This window comes from Halomonas sp. CnH100-B, assembly GCF_024124605.1.
Classification (GTDB): Bacteria; Pseudomonadota; Gammaproteobacteria; order Pseudomonadales; family Halomonadaceae; genus Vreelandella.
Genome location: NZ_JAMXRX010000005.1, coordinates 255,399 through 272,824, shown reverse-complemented (window position 1 = coordinate 272,824; position 17,426 = coordinate 255,399). Strand labels below are relative to the sequence as shown.

Annotated in this window: 13 protein-coding genes; 2 read left to right on the top strand and 11 right to left on the bottom strand. The window is 60.6% G+C overall.

Going from position 1 to position 17,426, the window contains the following annotated elements; translation table 11 throughout:
- Positions 1 to 86: 86 nt before the first annotated feature.
- Genes NH398_RS13510 through ptsP form a run of 3 tightly spaced genes read right to left on the bottom strand, consistent with a single transcriptional unit; the run spans position 87 to position 5,661 of the window.
- Positions 87 to 1,823, bottom strand: coding sequence for a PTS fructose-like transporter subunit IIB (locus NH398_RS13510; protein ID WP_253018960.1), 1,737 nt, complete (start codon positions 1,821 to 1,823; stop codon positions 87 to 89).
- Positions 1,820 to 2,791 (bottom strand): 1-phosphofructokinase, encoded by a 972-nt coding sequence (pfkB, locus tag NH398_RS13505; RefSeq protein ID WP_253018959.1) that lies wholly within the window; start codon positions 2,789 to 2,791, stop codon positions 1,820 to 1,822. Before pfkB ends, NH398_RS13510 begins: the two co-directional genes overlap by 4 nt.
- Positions 2,791 to 5,661, bottom strand: a complete 2,871-nt coding sequence (gene ptsP / locus NH398_RS13500; RefSeq protein WP_253018958.1) for a phosphoenolpyruvate--protein phosphotransferase — start codon at positions 5,659 to 5,661, stop codon at positions 2,791 to 2,793. Before ptsP ends, pfkB begins: the two co-directional genes overlap by 1 nt.
- Before the next feature lie 237 nt (positions 5,662 to 5,898).
- Between ptsP and cra the strand changes: the two genes are divergently transcribed.
- Positions 5,899 to 6,873, top strand: coding sequence for a catabolite repressor/activator (cra, locus tag NH398_RS13495; RefSeq protein WP_253018957.1), 975 nt, complete (start codon positions 5,899 to 5,901; stop codon positions 6,871 to 6,873).
- 18 nt (positions 6,874 to 6,891) lie between these two features.
- Here the strand turns inward: cra and NH398_RS13490 are convergent, their stop codons facing one another.
- Together NH398_RS13490 and pyk are read right to left on the bottom strand one after the other, a co-directional pair.
- Positions 6,892 to 7,368 carry a methylglyoxal synthase gene (locus NH398_RS13490; RefSeq protein WP_044629387.1) on the bottom strand — a complete coding sequence of 159 codons (477 nt, stop codon included), beginning with the start codon at positions 7,366 to 7,368 and terminating at the stop codon, positions 6,892 to 6,894.
- Positions 7,369 to 7,422: 54 nt separating this feature from the next.
- A complete protein-coding gene (gene pyk / locus NH398_RS13485) occupies positions 7,423 to 8,889 on the bottom strand; it encodes a pyruvate kinase (RefSeq protein WP_159341811.1) in 1,467 nt (488 codons plus the stop codon).
- Positions 8,890 to 9,131: 242 nt separating this feature from the next.
- On the opposite strand from pyk, the gene gap reads away from it, so the two are divergent.
- The gene (gene gap / locus NH398_RS13480; protein ID WP_159341812.1) at positions 9,132 to 10,136 is read left to right on the top strand and encodes a type I glyceraldehyde-3-phosphate dehydrogenase; all 1,005 of its coding nucleotides are present in this window, start codon (positions 9,132 to 9,134) and stop codon (positions 10,134 to 10,136) included.
- Between the two features lie 24 nt (positions 10,137 to 10,160).
- On the opposite strand, the gene NH398_RS13475 is transcribed toward gap, so the two are convergent.
- The 6 genes from NH398_RS13475 to NH398_RS13450 all read right to left on the bottom strand — a co-directional run bounded on the left by NH398_RS13475 (position 10,161) and on the right by NH398_RS13450 (position 17,364).
- The gene (locus NH398_RS13475; protein ID WP_253018956.1) at positions 10,161 to 11,210 is read right to left on the bottom strand and encodes a LacI family DNA-binding transcriptional regulator; all 1,050 of its coding nucleotides are present in this window, start codon (positions 11,208 to 11,210) and stop codon (positions 10,161 to 10,163) included.
- A 178-nt stretch (positions 11,211 to 11,388) separates the two neighbouring features.
- Entirely contained in the window at positions 11,389 to 12,495 is a 1,107-nt protein-coding gene (ugpC, locus tag NH398_RS13470; protein WP_253018955.1) for a sn-glycerol-3-phosphate ABC transporter ATP-binding protein UgpC, read from the bottom strand.
- Positions 12,496 to 12,560: 65 nt separating this feature from the next.
- Positions 12,561 to 14,177, bottom strand: coding sequence for an alpha-glucosidase family protein (locus NH398_RS13465; protein WP_159341813.1), 1,617 nt, complete (start codon positions 14,175 to 14,177; stop codon positions 12,561 to 12,563).
- A 66-nt stretch (positions 14,178 to 14,243) separates the two neighbouring features.
- The gene (locus tag NH398_RS13460; protein WP_159341814.1) at positions 14,244 to 15,086 is read right to left on the bottom strand and encodes a carbohydrate ABC transporter permease; all 843 of its coding nucleotides are present in this window, start codon (positions 15,084 to 15,086) and stop codon (positions 14,244 to 14,246) included.
- A complete protein-coding gene (locus tag NH398_RS13455; RefSeq protein WP_159341815.1) occupies positions 15,086 to 16,078 on the bottom strand; it encodes a sugar ABC transporter permease in 993 nt (330 codons plus the stop codon). The genes NH398_RS13460 and NH398_RS13455 overlap by 1 nt, the downstream gene beginning before the upstream one ends.
- A 14-nt stretch (positions 16,079 to 16,092) precedes the next feature.
- A complete protein-coding gene (locus NH398_RS13450) occupies positions 16,093 to 17,364 on the bottom strand; it encodes an ABC transporter substrate-binding protein (RefSeq protein WP_159341816.1) in 1,272 nt (423 codons plus the stop codon).
- Positions 17,365 to 17,426: the final 62 nt, after the last annotated feature.

Genomic DNA, 17,426 nt, shown 5'->3' with positions numbered 1-17,426 from the left:
TTAATAAAACAGCGGGGTGGTGGTCGTCTTGAATGTCTGACTGAAAAACAAAAGGGCGAGATTGCCTCGCCCTTAGTGTGCCGCTTTTAGCTGGCAACGGCTACTTGGGCAGCGCCACGTTTGATAAACGCGTAGCCCAGGCCGGTGATCAATGAGCCCACCACAATCGCGCCCAGGTAAAGCAGAGCGGGAGTAATGGCGTTAGGAATCAGCAGCACGAAGATACCGCCATGGGGGGCCATCAGTTTGGCACCCACCAGCATGGAGAGCGCACCCGTGACCGCACCACCGGCGATACAGGCGGGAATCACGCGCAGCGGGTCTTTCGCCGCAAAGGGAATCGCGCCTTCACTGATAAAGCACAGGCCCAGCACGAACGAGGCTTTACCCGCTTCTCGCTCGGGGGCAGAGAACTTGTTACGCGCCACGAAGCTGGCAATACCCATACCAATCGCGGGCACCATGCCGGCGGCCATGATCGCGGCCATTGGACCGTAGGTTTCAGAGGCCAACAGGCCGACGCCAAAGGTGTAGGCCGCTTTGTTGACCGGGCCACCCAGGTCGAAGCACATCATGGCTCCGAGCAGAATGCCCAGCAGCACGGCATTGGTCGAGCCCATGGACTCCAAGAAGCTGGTGAGCGCGCTCAGCACGGCAGCCACTGGCTCGCCAATCACGTAGATCATCGTCAGGCCGGTGACCAAGCTGGCAATCAGCGGGATGATCAGAATCGGTTTGAGCGACTCAACGCTGGAGGGCAGTTTTACGTAGCGCGTGACGGCGAGGGCCACGTAGCCCGCCAGGAAACCGGCCAAAATACCGCCGATAAACCCGGAGCCAATCTCGGCGGCCAACATACCGCCAATCATGCCGGGGGCAATACCGGGGCGGTCGGCGATGGAGTAGGCGATGTAACCCGCCAGAACGGGAATCATCAGCGCGAAGGCCGTGCCGCCACCAATCTGCATCAGCGCAGCGGCCAGGGTGCCTTCTTCCTGGAACGCTTCGATACCGAACACGAACGAGAGGGCTATTAACAAGCCACCCGCCACCACCATGGGCAGCATAAAGGACACACCGGTCAGCAGGTGTTTATAGACGCCTTTCTCTTTCATGCCTTTCTTGGCCGATGCGCCACTGGCGGCGCTGGTGCCATCTTCCACAACGGCGTCGGTGAAGGCAGCCTCCAGGGTCGGGCGCGGCTTTTTCAGCGCATTGCCGGTAGAGGTGCGATAAACCCGTTTGCCTGCAAAGCGTGAAGGATCCACTTCGATATCGCAGGCCAACACGACCACATCAGCGTCGGCGATTTCCGCTTCCGTGAGTTTGTTTTGCGCGCCCACCGAGCCTTGGGTTTCCACACGAATCTGGTGGCCCATGGCCTTACCCGCTTCGGCCAGCGCTTCGGCGGCCATAAAGGTGTGGGCAACGCCGGTGGGGCAGGCGGTGACAGCAACGATTTTTTTGCCGCCTGCGCTGCTAGTCGGGGCAGCCGCTGTGGCTGCCGGTGCACTGTAGATCGGCGCTTCCCGCTTAGCTTGGCTTAAAAAGGCGCTGGGGTCGGGCAGGGCGCTGGCAATAGGAGCCTGGAATAGCCGTTTGCCTTCGAAGCGCTCCGGGGCGGGCACGTGGTCGGCGGCCACGACGATCAAATCGGCGTTAGCAATCTGCTCGGCGCTGGCGGCTTGCAGCGGCGCAATCTCACCGTGCATCTCTACATGAACGTTCCAGCCCAGCCGCGTGGCGGCTTGCTCTAGGCGCTTGGCGGCCAGAAAAGTGGTCGCCATGCCGCTGGGGCAGGCGGTAATCAGGATTAGGTTCATCGCGTGGCTCCCTCGGTGTGGGTGTCGTCAAGACGCCGTACCCGGGTCTGTTGTTGGAGTGAGTCAAAATCATCGGCGTGGGAAGTGCCCACACCGACATGGCGTACCGCTTCGGCAGAAAGCGCCGTGGCGAAACGAAGCGTATCGTCGGGTGAGTGCTGGCTTAGCAGCCCGTGAAGCATACCGGCCACAAAGGAGTCGCCCGCGCAAACGGTATTGGTGGCGGTAACGGTCGGCGGCGTGGATTGCCAAGTACCGTGCTGGCTCACCCATAAAACGCCTTCTGCACCCGCTGAAATCAGCGCGTGCTCGATTCCACTGGCGTGCAGCCGCTCGGCGGCGGCTTGGCGCTGTTGGTCGCTATCAAGGGCGCTACCGGCCCAGTCGGCCAGCTCGGTTTCGTTAGGCTTGACTGCGGCAGGCCGCGCGGCAATCGCCGTGAGCAGCGCCGGTCCGCTGGTATCCACCCACAGCGGCACCCCGAAACCTTTCAGGAAGGCAAGCAGCTCGCCAAACGCGGGCTGGTCGATGCCGGGAGGCAGGCTGCCTGCGACCACCACGGCTTCAGGCGGCGCACTACTTTCAAACAGGCCGTTTAGTTTGGTGCGTAAAGCCTCCAGGTGGGCGGCTTCGATGGGCATGCCGGGGCCGTTGATGTCGGTTACACGGCCGCTCTGCTCAGCGAGTTTGGCGTTGATGCGCGTGTTGCCCGGCACTCGCACAAAGGCATCTTCGACGCCGTAACGGGGGAAGGCGAGGCTGAAAGGAGCGTCGTTCTCTTCGCCCAAGAAGCCGCTGACGATCACCTCGTGGCCCAGGCTTGCCAATACCCGCGCGACGTTCACCCCTTTACCTGCGGCTTCCAGCTGCGCGCCGGTGGGGCGGTTGACGTGCCCCAGCGTCAGCGCATCCAGATTGAAGGCAAGGTCCAGCGCTGGGTTGAGCGTAATACAGACAACTCTTGCCATTAGCTGGCCTCCAAGGCGTCGCGGACGTCGTCGCTGGTGGCTTTGCTCAGCGCTAACTGGGCGCTGGCCTGGGCTTGGGCAAGATCAAACTCGCGCAGGCGGGCTTTGACCAGCGGGATTTGGCGTGCGCTCACCGAGAGTTCATCGACACCTAAGCCCACCAGAACCGGCACGGCCATGGCATCAGAAGCCAGTTCGCCACACACGCCGACCCATTTGCCGTGAGCGTGGGCGGCCTCAACGGTCATTTGGATCAACCGCAGTACCGCTGGGTGCAGGCCATCGGCTTGAGCGGATAGCTCTGGGTGGCCACGGTCAATCGCGAGGGTGTACTGCGTTAAGTCGTTGGTACCCACTGAGAAGAAGTCGACTTCGGCGGCCAACGTGGGCGCTAACAAGGCGCTGGAAGGCACCTCAATCATCACGCCAAGCTGTACGTCGGTGGCGCGCTGCTGCGGGGAGATCTCTTTGAGCAGGCGGTCGTAAATCGCCTTCGCCGCGCGGAATTCGGCTACGTCTTTAACCATCGGCAGCATGATGCGTAGCGGTTTGCCCACGGCGGCCATCAGCAGCGCGCGAATCTGGGTTTCCAGCACTTCTGGTTGGGTCAGCGCTAAGCGAATACCGCGCAGGCCGAGGAAGGGGTTGTCTTCCTGGGGCACCGGCCAGTAGGGCAGCGGCTTGTCGCCGCCGACGTCCAGGGTCCGGGCGACGAGCGGGCGGCCATTGAGGGCATCGGTGGCTTCACGGTATTCGGCGATTTGCGTAGCGAGATCCGGCGCGCTGGAGTAGGCCATAAACAGGAACTCGGTGCGCAGCAGGCCGACCCCTTCCGCGCCGCGCTCTACCGCATCGGCGGCGTGGGCAGTGTTGCCGAGGTTGGCAGCCACTTCCACCTTATGACCGTCGCGGGTTTGCGCCTGCTCGAAGCGCAGCTCCCAGGCATCCGCCTCACGCTGCTGCTGGTCAAGCAGTTGCTGCTCGGCGCGGCGCAGGCGCTCCTCGGAAGGTTGCGAGGTCACGCGGCCGCGCTCGCCATCCAGAATCATCATACCGCCGTTGTGCAGCGCCATGACCGCTTCACCGGCACCTACTACTGCAGGAATGCCAAGGGCGCGAGCCAGAATAGCGCTGTGCGCCGTGGCGCCGCCGCGAACGGTGAGCAGGCCACGCACGCGGGATGTGTCCAAGCGGGCCACATCGGAGGGGCCGATATCGTCCATCACCAGAATATAGGGGTGGTCGGGCGGCTCGGGCAGAGTAACGTCGCAAAGCACGCCGAGCACGCGGCGGCCGACATCGCGCAGGTCGGCGGCGCGTTCGGCCAGCAGCCGGTCGGCCAGCATCTCTTGGGCGTGGGCGGCGGTGTCGATAGCTTCCCACCAGCCCGCTTCCGCCGAGCGGCCTTCGCGGATGGCGTCAATGGCCGCCTGGTGCAGTTCGGGGTCGTCGAGCATCTCTTCGTGCATAGAGAGAATGTCGGCCACTTCGCCGCCGGGGGCTTTATGTACCAGCGCCTGCAGTTGGGCGGCGCCCTCTTTTAGAGCCTCTTCCAAGCGAGCGATTTCTTCGTCGGGCTGACCGGCGTACTCTGGGTAGTCGAACTGCATCGGACGAATGACGAACACCGGCGCAATCGCCAAGCCTGGCGAGGCTGCTACACCGGTGTGCGGCGTGTCAGCGGCCAGCGGTTCAACGGCGGGCTTGCTGGCGTTGGCGGCGGGCGTGGCATCACGGCCCCCGTCGAGCGGCGTCACTTTTTCACCCAAGCCCTCTTCGACAGCGGCGGCAATGGCATCTAGCGCGGCGCTTGCCTGTTCGCCCTCGGCAGAGAAGATCAGCCATTGGCCACGGCGCGCACCCAGGCCAATCACTTTGGTCAAGCTGGCAGCAGATACCGTGGTGGCGCTGCCTTCTTCCAGGCGCACGTTGATGGGCATAGGCTGGGCGCGGGCGATCTGTACCAGCTGTTTAGCCGGGCGAGCGTGCAAGCCGTGGGGATTCAGAACCCGCACGCGGCGGGTTTGGGTGCTGGCGGTTTCACCGGCCAGTGCCGCCAGTAGCTGAGCGCTGTTTTTGCCCACAAAGCTGTCGCTTTCGCCGTTTTCCAGTACCGCCATCAGCTGCTCGAGCAGCGGCCGGTGGGCATCGCCGCTGGCGGCCAGGCAGAACAGCGCATGAACCGGATGACCGCTATGCTCTAGCGTGGTGTCGGCGGGGGTGGCTACGCCCAGCGCCGGCTGGTTCACCCCTTGGGCGTGGCTGGAAAGCCATAGGCCTTTGCCCAACCACTGGGGCTGGGCGCTCGCCACGGCACTAATAAAACCGTTATCCACACAGCCGCTTTGGCGTAGCCGCGCTGCGGCGGCCAGAGCCAGCTCCTGCGGGTCGCGGGCGGGGAAGTTAACACATAGCGTATCGGCATCCAGACGCGGCGCTAGTGATGGCTTCGACAGTAGCCGTGCGACATCGGCGGCGGAGCTGGCGCGGGCCAGTTCATTAGCCACCCCGTCGCGGTCGAGTACGTGGGTTAGCTGGCGCAGAATATCCAAGTGTTCGTCGTTTTGTGCCGCAATGGTGACCAGCACATGTACGGTGTTGCCGTCGTGCCACTGTACACCCTGAGGGAACTGCAGCACCCGCACGCCGGTACGTTTGACGTGATGGCGGCTTTCCGGAGTGCCGTGGGGAATCGCAATCGCGTTGCCTAGGTACGTTGAGGACTGCGCTTCGCGGGCGTGGAGGCCATCGCGGTACTCGGCCGCAACCAAGCCAGCCTCTGCCAGGGCGTTGGCGGCGCTGTCGAGCGCAGCTTGCCAGTTGTCCGCGTGGCGGTCGAGCAAGATGTCATCGGGGCCGAGTGTCAACATAGGAGTCTCCTGTAAACGCGGTCAGGCAACGGCAACGTCTGCGATTGGCGGCGAAAGTGCGCGCATAAAACGTTAGTCGTAGATCGTTGTGGTTAGCTGGATGAATCGTGTCACCTGTGTATAGTTGGCTATGCTGAATCGATTCACTTTTGGACACAAGGGTTGTCTTTTTAGACTTTGGTCTGAAGAGGGTAAAACGGCTGCTAAACTGCCGTCTTCATTTAGGGGGAAACCAGCATGACACTTGCCGATATTGCCCGGCTCGCCGGGGTTTCGCGCACCACGGCAAGCTATGTAATCAACGGCCAGGCCGAGCAGCGGCGCATTAGCCCGGCCACTATCGATAAAGTGATGGCCGTTGTGCGTCAGCACCGCTATCACATTGACCCTCAGGCCGCCGCGCTGCGCCGTGGCGCTAGCCGGTTGATCGGTTTGATCGTGCCGGATTTGGAAAACATCAGCTACGCACGCCTTGCCAAACGCCTCGAGCGAGGTGCTCGCGAGCGCGGCTACCAACTGTTGGTGGTGAGTTCCGATGACTGCGCGGACAGTGAGCGCACGCTGGCTTTGGCCCTGCGCGCCCAGCGCTGTGAGGTGCTGATTACCGCCAGCTGCCTGCCGGAAAACGACACTTTTTATACGGATTTGGCCGACGAAGGATGGAGCGTTGTTGGGATGGACCGGGGCCTGACGCCCGAGCGCTTTGCCAGCGTGGTGAGCAATGACCAAGAAGCCGCTTATGCGCTGACGCGCTCGGTGATGGGCAGTGCAACTCGGCGAATCGCGTGGTTGGATGCGATGCCTGAACTCTCGGTAAGCCGGGAGCGCCGTGCAGGATTTTTTGCCGCACTGGAAGGGAAGGGCGTTGAAGCCGTTACCTTTAGCGGTGGGCGCTACGAGCGGGATGTGGGCGTTGAACTGGCGCAACAGCTCTTTGCTGCAGGCGAGGTAGATGCGCTGGTCACGGCCTCCTACGCGCTGATGGAAGGTGTGTTTGATGAGTTGCTTGCCCAGGGCGGGCTGCCGGAGACGCTGCGGTTAGCCACATTTGGTGACCACCGCCTGTTAGATTTTCTGCCTCAGCCGGTTAATTCGGCGTTGCAGGATTATGACCGCATCGCCGAGCTGACGCTTCAGTGCGCGCTGGGCGCGATGAATGGAAGCTACCAATGCGGGCAGCAGGTGGTCGCGCGCCGCCTGCGTACCCGCTGAGCGCAAGGCGCGCCCGGTTTATACCGTGCGTGCCTGTGCCCAGGCGTTCGCGTCTGGAATCGACATATCATAGCGTTCGCTAAGATAGGGCGAGGAGAGCAGAAAGTCGGCGCTAGCCGCATTACACGCCACCGGCACGTTCCACAGCGCGGCAAGGCGCAGCAGTGCTTTCACGTCCGGGTCGTGGGGCTGCGGTGCAAAGGGGTCCCAGAAGAAGATCAGCACGTCGAGCTGCTGCTCGGCGATGCGCGCCCCAATCTGCTGGTCGCCGCCTAGCGGCCCGCTCATTAAGCCTTCCACTTCTAGCCCCAGGGCGGTTTTCAGCCGCCCTGCGGTGGTGCCTGTGCCAATCAGCGTGTGCTGGCTGAGTGTGTCTTGCCAGCGCGTCGCCCACTCCAGCATCTCGGTTTTTTTGCCATCGTGGGCAATCAGCGCAATACGCTTGCGCGGTTGCAGCGTGCGCACGGCTTGGCGGGGTGGGCGGGCATCGTTCATGGCATGGCTCTCCTGGTCGTTCGCTTATTATTGATAGTGCGGCGAGGCAGTTAGTTACTCGGCATCAACGGCCAGTACTTTCATGGTGTTGGTGCCACCGTGGGCATTCATATGATCGCCGCGAGTAAGAATGACATGCTCACCTGGGCGTGCCAATCCATGGGCCTTCAGCAGTTTGATGGCTTCATGGTTCACCTCGGTGGCCTCCATGTGCGTCGTATCGAATGGAATCGAGACTACGCCACGGTAGAGCGCCATGCGCCGTTGGGCGATGGGGCTGTGGGCCAAGCCGACAATCGGCAAGCCAGAGCGGATGCGCGAGGCAATCAGCGGCGTGTAGCCGGTGGAGGTCATGCAGGCAATGGCGCGTACACCGGTTAGGTGGTTGGCAGCGTACATAGCAGAAAGCGCGATGGTTTCATCGATCCGCTCGAAGCCTTCATGAATACGGTGGCCGGAGGCTTGGGCAATGCGCTCGCGCTCGGCACCCAGGCAGACGCGGTCCATGGCTTCGATGGTTTCCACCGGGTAGTCGCCTGCCGCCGTTTCCGCCGAAAGCATGACCGCATCGGTGGCGTCGAGCACGGCGTTGGCCACGTCGAAGACTTCCGCACGGGTGGGGAGCGGCGATTCGATCATCGACTCCATCATTTGGGTGGCCGTGATCACCGCGCGATTCAGTGAGCGGGCATGCTTGATGATGCGCTTTTGCGTGCCGATCAGCGCTTCATCGCCAATCTCTACGCCCAGGTCGCCACGGGCGACCATCACCGCCTCTGACGCTTCGATGATGGCGTCTAGGGTTTCGTCGTTGGCAACGGCCTCGGCACGCTCCAGTTTAGCGACCAGCCCGATCTCTTTGCCCTCGTCACCCAGCAGAGCGCGCGCTTCCTGCATGTCGGCGGCGCTGCGTGGGAACGAGACGGCGAGATAGTCTACGCCAATCTCGATGGCGGTTTTGAGATCTTCTTTATCCTTATCGGTCAGCGCCGGGGCAGAAAGACCGCCGCCTTGTTTGTTGATGCCTTTATTGTTGGACAGTTTGCCGCCCACGTGAACTCGGGTGTGAACTTCTTGCCCAACGATAGAAGTGACGTCCAGTACGACGCGGCCATCGTCCAGCAGCAGACGGTCACCGGGGGCGACGTCATCGATTAGCGCTTTGTAGTCACAGCCGACGCGCTCGTTACTGCCGCTATTGGCATCCAGCGCCATGTCCAGCACGAAAGGCTGGCCAACTTCGAGGTGAACGGCACCGTCGGCAAAGCGCGAAATGCGAATTTTGGGGCCTTGTAAGTCGCCTAGTGCAGCCACGCTGCGGCCCAGGCGCTGGGCGATCTCGCGGACAGCGCTTAGCCGACGGCGATGATCTTCGGCAGACCCATGGGAGAAATTCAGTCGCACCACGTCAACGCCCGCTTTTAGCATGGCTTCCAACACCCCAGGGCGGTCACTGGCTGGGCCAAGCGTGGCGACGATTTTGGTACGGCGTAGGGGAGTCGGGGACGTTGCACGTGTCATATGGTACTCCTGATGAGCAGCGTTGGCTGAACGAGGCCCGAAAAAAGGGCGGGTGAATCGTTGATTAAGTATTGGACTACGATAGCCTTTATATAGTAATTTTACTACATATTGGATAGTTATTAGCCTTTAGGGGCGGTTATGGCAGGTTTTAATCGGCCTATAGGTGATTAAATACGTATTTTTAGTAATTTTTTTACTGGATACGCCATCTACGACCACTGCTTGATTGAGGTGCTACCATGACAATAAGAGTTGCCATTAACGGATTTGGACGGATTGGCCGTAACGTACTGCGTGCGCTGTATGAAAACGGCTACCGTGATCGCGTTCAGGTAGTTGCGATCAACGATCTGGGTGACCCTTCCCTAAACTCCCATCTCCTGCGCCATGACACGGTGCACGGTCACTTCCCGTTCAGCGTCGAGCATGATGCCGAGAGCATCAGCGTGGATGGTGATCGCATCGCGATCTCCTCCGAGCGCGACCCGGCCAACCTGCCCTGGGCGTCCATGGATATCGACCTCGTCATGGAGTGTACTGGCTTGTTCACCAAACGCGAGGCGGCCGCTAAGCACATCGCTGCCGGTGCCAAGCGCGTTCTTATTTCAGCCCCAAGCCCGGATGCGGATGCCACCATCGTTTACGGTGTGAATGACGACATTCTGACCGCTGAGCACACGGTGGTATCGAATGCGTCTTGCACCACCAACTGCTTGGCACCAGTCGCTAAAGCGCTGAATGACGCCGTTGGTATCGAAAACGGCCTAATGACCACCGTTCACGCCTACACCAATGACCAGAATCTGTCGGATGTGTATCACTCCGACCCGTACCGTGCCCGTAGCGCCACCCACTCCATGATTCCGACCAAAACCGGCGCTGCGGCAGCCGTGGGTTTGGTACTGCCGGAGCTGGCGGGCAAGTTCGATGGCTTGGCGGTGCGTGTACCGGTGATCAACGTCTCTCTGGTGGACCTGACTTTCACGGCGGGCCGTGAGACCACCAAGGAAGAGATCAACGAAATCGTCGAAAAAGCCGCTGCGAACTCGCCGGTCTTGGCGGTCAACGCCCAGCCGCTGGTTTCCATCGACTTCAACCACGATGCGCACTCGTCTACCTTTGACGCTAACCATACTCGCGTTAATGGTCGTCTGGTGAAGATCATGGCGTGGTACGACAACGAGTGGGGCTTCTCCAACCGTATGTTGGATACCGCCATCGCGATGCAGAAAACCGCGCAATAATCCCGCCGTTTTAGGGGGAGTCCGCTAAGGACAAGTATCGCCCAGCAGCAGCTCAGTTTTGAGCAGCTGCTGTGTTTTTGGTATCCGCCCCAAAATCATTTTGGCGGCGACTCGTCCTTTGCCTGCGCTGTCCTGGCGCACGGTCGTCAAACGAGGGGCACGGTACTGGCCTTCGGCAATGCCATCGAACCCCGTAATGCGTAACGCCTCCGGTACGTGAATGCCCCGCTGCTCGGCCAGCGTCAGCGCGGTGAGCGCAATGCGGTCTGACATGCACAGCAGCAGGTCGGGGCGCTGCTCGTCGGGCAAATCAATAATCTCGGTAATCACCGGTGAGCACACGTCGAACACGTTCTCCTCGATGTTCCATAGCGGAATCTGTTCGGTATCAAAACCATGCTCGCTGAGCGCGGCGTGAAACCCGGCTAGACGTGCCCGGCTGATCGTACTGCTGTCGGGCAGCATCGTATGCGCCTTCGTCACTCGGCCATTGCAGTGCTCTTTGGTCAAGCGCAGGTTGATGATGGCAGGACGGGCAGGGCGCTCTTTGAGGGCATGCATGGCCATGGCGTAGCTGGCATCGCGGTCATCGATGTGCACGGTGGGACAGCCGTCGATATCGAAGTCGACCGATACCAGGGGGCGCTGGGAGGGCAGTTCATTCAGCAGTTTATTGTTGGGCATCAAACCGTACACGATGAAGCCATCGGCGATATTAGCCGAGCCGGGCGGCTGCGATGCGTGGCCTCGGCCCGGTAATAGCAGCATGGTATGGCCGTGGGCATCCAGCACTTCAGCCACACCAGAGAGAAACTCACTGGCGACGGCATCGTTCAAGCTGTAGGTCAGGCTTTCGGCTAGAATCACCGCCACGATGCTGGAGCGTCCGGTGCGAAGGCTGCGCGCTTTGGCATCGGGGCCGCTATACCCTAAGCGCTTGGCTTCTTTGAGAATACGATCGCGCAGCAGCGGAGAGAGCTGATCGGGGCGGTTGAAGGCGTTGGAAATCGTCGCGGTAGAGACGCCGAGTTCGAGCGCAAGGTCCTTTAGGGTCATTCGGCGAGGGGCGGTCACGGTGCTTCCTAAACAGGTGAAGAACGTTGGTGGAGAGAGTGCGTGCCGGACGCATTTATAGCGCAGGCTAATTATTTAATTGTCGCGCACAAGAATAACGGCCTTGATGGTGTGTCGACTACCCTCTTCGAAAGGTGTCTCACCCAGCCAAGGCCGTGATGGGTCTGTCAATCAGTGTTTAAGCTGCCGAGCGCGCGTTGCCAAGTGTCAACGCGGCGCCGCTTTCATCGAATAGGTGTACGTGTTCGGTATCTGGTACCAGCGACACCTGCTGGCCCTCTTGCCACTGGCTGGGTGCTTCGCTGCGATGGATCAGCAGGGTCGACCCCGCTTTCGGCTCCAGATACACGTAGACCTCGTTACCCAGGTACTCGACGTTGACGATATCGAAGCAGTTATCGCCTTGGGGCGCTTCCAAACGAAGGTGCTCGGGGCGCACTCCGAGCGTGAGCGAGGTGCCTTGTGAGTAAGCGTCGCCCGCTTGGGGAAGCGATACGTCGCCGATGCCGGCTGCTTTGACGCGGCAGCCGTCGGCGGTACCGCTGATCAGCTCGGCGGGCATGAAGTTCATGGTGGGCGAGCCAATGAAGCCGGCGACGAATTTGGTGGCCGGACGCTGGTACAGTTCATGGGGACTGCCCACTTGTTCCACATGGCCCCGGTTGAGCACTACGATTTTATCCGCCAGGGTCATGGCTTCGACCTGATCGTGGGTCACGTAGATCATGGTAGAGCCAAGACGGTTATGAAGGCGGGCGATTTCGTTACGCATCTGCACCCGCAGCGAGGCATCCAGGTTGGAGAGTGGCTCATCGAACAGCAGGATGCGCGGCTCCCGCGCCATGGCGCGTCCCATCGCCACGCGCTGGCGCTGGCCGCCAGAGAGGGCTTTGGGTTTGCGGTGCAGAAGCTCTTCCAGCTGCAGGATTTTGGCCGTGCTCATCACTCGTTCGTGAACGGTCTCTTTGGCGGTGTTGGCCAGTTTCAGGCCAAAAGCCATGTTGTCGTAGACGGTCATGTGCGGGTAGAGCGCGTAAGACTGAAACACCATGCCCACGCCGCGCTCGCGGGGGGGCAGGTCGTTCACCACGGTGCCGCCAATGTTTAGGTCGCCATCGGTGATCGATTCAAGCCCGGCAATCAGGCGCAGAAGGGTGGATTTACCGCAGCCGGAGGGGCCCACGAACACGACAAACTCACCGTCGCCAATGGAAAGATCAACGTCTTTGATGATGTGATCGCGGCCAAATACCTTATTGACCTTTTCAAGCGTAACACTTGCCATGGTAACTCCTTGCCGACCTCGACCGGAGCGGGTCGGCTATCGTTATTAACTGTTATGGGCGGCGTTTAGGCAACCTGCATAAAGGCGGCTTGGTACGCGGGCAGCGTGAGCGTGCTGCCGTCTCGCGTGGCGGTAAAGTGGACGACCGGCAAGTCGCTTGCGACCTCCACAGGCAGGGTAGTTTGCTGCTCTTGTCCGGTCAGGTTGAACACGCACAGCAGGGTCTCGTCGCCTTTTTGACGGGTAAAGCCGAGCAGGTCGTCACCGACATCGACCAAGGACAAATTGCCATCAAACAGCGCCGGGTGGCTGCGGCGGAACGCCAGCAGGGCCCGTACGGTGTTGAGTGTGGCGTTGGGGTCATCCTGCTGGCGGCTTACTGCCAACTCCAAATGGCGAGCTTCCATGGGCAGCCACGGTTCCACCGAAGAGAAGCCGCCCTGTTCGCCGTCGGTCCAGGGCATGGGCGTGCGGCAGCCGTCGCGGCCTTTAAACTCAGGCCACAACACTTTGCCGTAGGGGTCTTGAATGCGCTCGAAGGGCACGTCCGCTTCCGGCAGGCCCAGCTCTTCGCCTTGGTACAGGCACACGCTGCCACGCAGCGAGAAAAGCATCGCCAGCATCACTTTCGGGTAGGCGTGGGGATCTTCGTCAGCGCCCCAGCGTGTCGCGCTACGCACCACATCGTGGTTGGAAGTTGCCCAGCAGGGCCAGGCGTCACCTGCCAAGCGTTGGAAACGCTCGATCACTTCGCGCAGGTAGCTCGCGGAGTGGGGCATGTTGAGCAGGTCGAAAGTGTACGCCATGTGCAGCTTATCGCCACCGGCGGTGTACTCGGCCATGCGCTCTAGCGGGTTATCGTCGCCAATCTCACCCACGGTGGTAGTGCCGGGGTACTCATCCATCAGCGCGCGTAGGTCTTTGAGGAAGTCCAGGTTTTCCGGGCGGCTGAGGTCGTAGACATGGCGTTGCCAGGTATAGGGGTTCGCTTCCGGTGCACCCAGGGTTTTGGCTTCGCCTTTCGGTACCGGCGGGTTGTCCCGCAGCTCGGCATCGTGGAAGTAGAAGTTGACCGTATCCAAGCGAAAACCGTCGACGCCCAAATCCAGCCAGAAACGCATGTTGTCGAGCTGTGCCTGACGCGCTTCCGGGTTGTGGAAGTTCACGTCCGGCTGGCTGGTCAGGAAGTTGTGCAGATAGTACTGCTGGCGGCGGGAATCGAAGGTCCACGCCGAGCCGCCAAAAATCGACAGCCAGTTGTTGGGCGGTGTGCCGTCGGGTTTCGGGTCGGCCCACACAAACCAGTCGGCTTTAGGATTGGTGCGATCTTGGCGGCTTTCCTGGAACCAGGGGTGCTGATCGGAGGTATGGCTGATCACCTGGTCGATCATCACTTTCAAGCCCAGCGAGTGAGCTTTTTCCAGCAGCGCCTTGAAGTCTTCCAGCGTGCCGAACATCGGATCCACGTCGCGGTAGTCGCTCACGTCATAGCCGAAGTCGAGCATCGGAGAAGTAAAGAAGGGCGATAGCCAGATGCCGTCCACGTTGAGGGAGGCCACGTAATCCAGCTTTTCGGTGATGCCGTTCAGATCGCCTACGCCGTCGCCGCGGCTGTCTAAGAAGCTACGCGGATAGATTTGATAAATAACGCCGCCGCGCCACCACATCATGTTGTCTTGCATTGCTGTGTTCCTTAAAAAAGTGGCTGACGGATAAACATCAGCCCATCAATATATTCGTTGCGTGGGTTAGCCTTTGACGGCACCCGCGGTCAGGCCCGATACGATGCGGCGCTGGAAAATAATGACCAAAATCACCAGCGGTACGGTGACCACGACGGAGGCTGCCATGATCGGCCCCCAGGGCAGTTCGTAGGCACTACCGCCTGACAGAAGGGCAATCGCAACCGGCACCGTGCGCTGCGCATCGGTCAGTGTGAAGGTCAGTGCGAATAGAAACTCGTTCCAGGCGGCGATGAATGCCAGCAGGCCCGTGGTCGCCATGGCCGGCCACATCAGCGGCAAAAACACCTTGGTGATGGTCACCCAGGGCGTCGCCCCATCCATGATGGCCGCCTCTTCCAGCTCCATGGGGAGCTGCTTCATAAAGGTGGTGAGCACCCACACTGTGAAGGGCAGGGTAAAGATGGTGTAGCTGAGGATGAGGCCTGCCGGGTTGTTGTAGAGATTCAGCGCGCGAATCACCTCGAACAGCCCAGAGAGCACTGCCACTTGAGGGAACATCGAAACCCCTAGAATGACCAGCAGTACGGTGGAGCGGCCCCGAAAGCGTACCCGACCCAGCGCATAAGAAGCGGTGATGCCTAGCAGAAGCGCGATGAATACCACGCTGAACGCGACGATGATTGAGTTGAAAATCGCCCGCACGAAGCTCGATTGGCTAAAGATTTGTGCGTAGTTATCCAGGTTCCAGGTCGATGGCCATAGCTCCACGCGGAACAGGTCGCTGGAAGGTTTCACCGAGGTAATCACCGCGTAATAAAACGGGAACACCGCATACACCATGATGACGGCAATCAGTGCCCAGAACCCGACGCGTTTCGCTACTTTGGTTAACTGACGGCTGTTCATCAGTCACCTCCCAATTGAATCTGTTTGCGGCCCAGGTAAAGATAAGCCACGGTGGCCAGCGCGATGATCAAGAACAGCAGCGTTGATGCGGCGCTGCCGTAGCCGACATCCTGAAACTCGACGAGCTGCTGGCGCGCGTAGACCGACATCGACATCGTGCTGGTGGAGTTGGAGGTCAATACATAGATCACGTCGAAGACCCGCAGGGCATCCAGCAGGCGGAAGATGACCGCCACCATCAGCGCCGGAGTGATCAGCGGTAGCGTGACCTTGAAGAACACGCGCACGGGGTGAATACCATCCACCTCGGCGGCTTCGTAACAATCTTTGGGCAGCATCTGCAGCGCGGCCAGGACCAACAGAGCTACGAAGGGAATCGTTTTCCAAACGTCGACCATGATCACCGCCCACATGGAGTAGGTTGCGCTGGCCGTCCAGGCGATCGGATCATCGATGATGCCGATCATCATCAGCAGGTGGTTGATGATGCCGAACTGGTCGTTGAGCATCCACGCCCACATCTGAGCCGACACGATGGTAGGAATGGCCCAGGGAATCAGCACGGCCGCCCGAACGATCACGCGGCCTTTGAATTCTGCGTTCAAAATCAGTGCGACGATGACGCCGAAAACGACTTCCAGCGATACCGACACCACCGAGAAGTAAACCGTGTTCCACACGGACTGCCACCACACCGGGTCCGCCAGCACGCCAAACCAGCGACCGTTGTCGTAGACCAGGTAGTTTTCGAAACCGATCAGATTCGCCGAGCCCAAATCGGAGAGCGACGCATCGGTAAAACTCAGGAAAAACGTACGTAGTAACGGCCAGCCCGCCACCAGCGTGAGGGCAATCAGCATGGGGGCTAAGAACAGCCACGCCGCCTTGACGCGTTGGCGGCGGACCTTGGTACCCCGTTGCCGCCGCGCTGGCGTGGCGGAACGCGCCCCGAGGGGCGCGTTTTGGTGAGAGTGGTGAGAAGAGCTCGACATAGGTGTCTCCGCGTTTACCAGTTGCGACGCTTCAGGCGCAGCAATTCGCCTTCAAGGTCGGCGACGGCTTGAGCGCCATCTTTGGTGCCGGATAGCACGTCATGAGAGGTGCTGAAGAACGCGTTGCTGACACGGCCATAGGCATCGCCCGTGGGGGCAGAGGGGCGGGCCACCGCGTTGGTGAACGTATCGTAAAGCGTGCCGAAGAAGGGCACGGCATCCAGCACTTCCTGGTCTTGGTAGAGCGAATCGATCGTCGGGTTGTAAGAAGCCTGAATGGCGCGGCGCTTCTGCTCTTCTTCACCGGTCAGGTAAGCAACCAGGTCCGCCGCGATGTCAGGATGCTCGCTGTAGCGCGACACGGCCAGGTTCCAGCCGCCCAGGCCCGCGGCGCTCTGGCCCTCTTCACCGCCGGCAGGCAGCTGCACGACGCCTACTTTGCCGCGCACGTCGCTATCGTCACTCTGGGCCAGTGACCACGCGTAGGGCCAGTTGCGCATGAAGACGGCATTGCCGCCCTGGAAAACACCCCGTGCTTCCTCTTCGGTGTAGTTCAGCACGCCTTCAGGGGAGATGTCGCCAATCCAAGAGGCGGCCAGATCCAGCGCTTGGGCAGCGCGCTCGTTGTTGATGGTCACTTCGCCTTCGTTATCGACCACGGTGCCGCCGCCAAAACTGGCAACCCACTCGAGAGCGTTGACGGTCAGGCCTTCGTAGGCGCGGCCTTGGAACACGAAGCCTTGCATACGGTCGTTGCCCGCTTCACGCTCGGCGTTTTGGATATCGCGCGCGATCTCCGTCAGCTCTTGCCACGTGGTGGGCACCTCGTGGCCATGCTTTTCCAGCAGGTCTTCGCGGTAGTAAAGAACACCCGCATCGGTAAACCAGGGCATGGCGACCAGGCGGTCATCGATGGTGTTATTGGTCACGATGGTGTCGAAGTGACCGGCAGCGGCGTCTTCACCCAGCACTTCGCGTAGATCAAGCAGGTGGTTGGCCAGCAGGCCCGGCCACACCACGTCAATCTGCATCACGTCGATATCGCTGGAGTTAGCGGAGAGAATTTGTTGATAGAGCGACAGGCGCTCAGTAGACGAGTTGGGCGTTGAAACCACATCGACGCTGTGGCCGGTTTTCTCTTCCCAAGCGCGTACGCCTTCTTGGCAAAGGGTCAACTCTGCGCCAACCGCACCACAGGAGATCGTCAGTTCGGCCGCCTGGGCAGACCCGGTGGCACTGGCAAGACTGGCCAAAGCAATAGCTGAAGTGAGTAGTGTCTTTTTCATTACGGCGTTCCTCGGCGTTTATTGTTGTGGGTGATGGGGTATCAATGCGCTCATAGCGCCTA